This is a genomic window from Thauera terpenica 58Eu, assembly GCF_000443165.1.
GTDB classification, from domain to species: domain Bacteria; phylum Pseudomonadota; class Gammaproteobacteria; order Burkholderiales; family Rhodocyclaceae; genus Thauera; species Thauera terpenica.
Window position 1 is genome coordinate 1 of the sequence record NZ_ATJV01000109.1, and the last position, 2255, is coordinate 2255.

Annotated in this window: 1 protein-coding gene; it reads right to left on the reverse strand. The window is 61.6% G+C overall.

Annotation, left to right across the window (positions count from 1 at the left end):
* Positions 1-684 precede the first annotated feature (684 nt).
* On the reverse strand, positions 685-2255 hold a 1571-nt coding region (locus M622_RS0120745), incomplete at its 5' end, for an RHS repeat-associated core domain-containing protein (protein WP_281168233.1).

Below are 2255 nucleotides of genomic sequence, written 5' to 3' on the forward strand. Positions count from 1 at the left end.
GCAAATTTGCAGATTGGTGTCAGGGGTAAATCCGCCCATTGGCGGATTTACCGAACAGTCACACCACCTCCACTACCTCCCGCAGCTGCTCCCGGCTCAGGTGCGCCCAGCGGCAGCCAGCCGATGGACAGGGGCAGCGACTGAAAACCGTGGTCTGTCCCCTATTGTCCTGCTGGGGCAGCGCCGTCGGGCAGGTGGTGGCCACAGCGGTCACTGCCGGGCCCCAGGCCTTCAGAAGCTTGCCGGTATAGTCAGGCGCACCACGGCCAATCAGTTGCAGTCCACCCTTTCGCACAAAGCCACAATTTGGGCGCCAGCGGAAGGTTCGACCACAACTAGATCTAGTAGGCCTGCCTCACAAGCAGTAAGCCATTCACTCTTGCGCTCATCGGTCAACCAAGAATCGGCATCGGAAAGGCTGGTCGCCCATTGAAGCCAATACTCCACCCCGTCACGTGAAATCTGCGCCCTGGATGATCGCAATACCCGACTCACAACATTCTGCAACGTCAAGTCCTCACTGCGGAATGCCTTAAGCCCCTCAAACCTGACCGAACGAATCTGACCGTCCTCCAGACGGCATTTCAACTGAGCACGAGCACTCTCCCTATCAATTGCAACCACAAGAATCTCCGCATCATGAAACTCAGAACTATCACATATGCTCATTATCGACCTCCAGAACTACCGATCGCGCGGCCATGGAGAGATGGGCACGCCGGGACCACGAATCGGCTCGCCATTTGAACCACGATCCCAGTTATGAGCGTGAGGCATTCCTTGTCCGTGGTCATGATCCCGATCAATGTCGTACTCGGGCTTCCCGTCACTGCCGTACTTACGTTCCTGACCGCTGCCCGGATTCACCACCGTTGAACCAGGAGTCCCGGTATTTGGCGTTTTTGAAGGACGTTGTCCGCTACTTCCAGTCCCATTGCCCGCCTCATTATCGCTCTCATTGTAGATAGCATTGGCCTTGCTCCCTAGCCACCATCCTGCGGCCAGGCCTCCAACAGCGGTAGCCGCCTGCCCAACAGCTGAGGCTGCGGGTGGTACGCATGGAATGCAGTACGCAACTTGGATGCGCTCCCCTGTGAAGCTTGCCCCCAACTGCAGCCCACCCACCCCACCGTTGAGTTGATCACTCTGAACAGCACTCAGCCCCAGCGGATCGAACCGATTTACCGGGTTGTTCCCCACATACGCATACAGGTTCAGGTCATCGGCCGTGCCGATCGGATCGGTCTGCAGGAAGCGTCCGAGTGCCGGCGAGTAGAACCGTGCCTTGTAGTAGTACAGGTTCAGCCCACCCAGGTACTGCTGCCCGGTGTAGCGGAAGCGCACGCCGGTGGTGACGTTGGGTTCGCCGAACGGGCCGTAGCTGTGGATCGCGGTGCTGGTGCCCGCGCTGTTGGCCGTGCCGATGATGCTGCCCAGGTGGTCGGCGTAGAGCCAGCTCTTGTTCGCGGTCGTGCTGCCTTCGTACCACACCAGCGGTTCATCGACACCGGGGCCGTGCACATAGCGGCGCAGGAGCGTGCCCGCACCGTCGTACTCGGCCACCAGATCGACGCCGTCGTAGGCGAGATCGGTGATCGTGCCAGCCAGCGTGGTACGGCGCAGCCGGCCTTCGGCGTCGTACGTGAGTGCAGCGCTGTACCCGGTCTTCGCGGCGGTTTTCAGCTTGTTGTCGGCGTCGAAGGCGTAGGTCCACACGCCGTCGCCGGTGAGGTTGCCCTTGGCGTCGTGGGTGAGCGTGGCGCCGGCGGCGACGGTGTATTGGTTCAGGCCGTTGGCGGTGTAGCTCTGGGTGCCGTTGGCGTAGCCCGTCCATTGGTACAGGTCGTTGGTCCAGCTCTGGCCCACGATTTCCTGCACGGGGTTGCGGGTGTAGGTGAGGGTCTGGTCCTGTGCGGTGCCGGTCAGGTTGTGCGCGAGGCTGGCGAGCGCGCCCTGGGGGCTGTAGCCGTAGCTGGTGGTGGTGCCATTGCCGAGCGTGACGGTCGTGCGCCGCGACAGGTCGTCGTAGGCGTAGGTGGCCAGGTGGGTCGTACCCAACTCCTGGATCGCGCTCGGGCGGTTGAGCGCGTCATAGGTGGTGGTGACGTAAAACGCGGTCTCGGGCCAGGTCAGTCGCGTGCGGTTGCCTGCCGCATCGTACTGGTAGGCGGTAAGCGCTCCACGAACCCCATCCTTACATAGCCGCGGGTGAGGCGGCATGCTCAGGCTTCCGTTTCTCAGGGAGCACGAACATG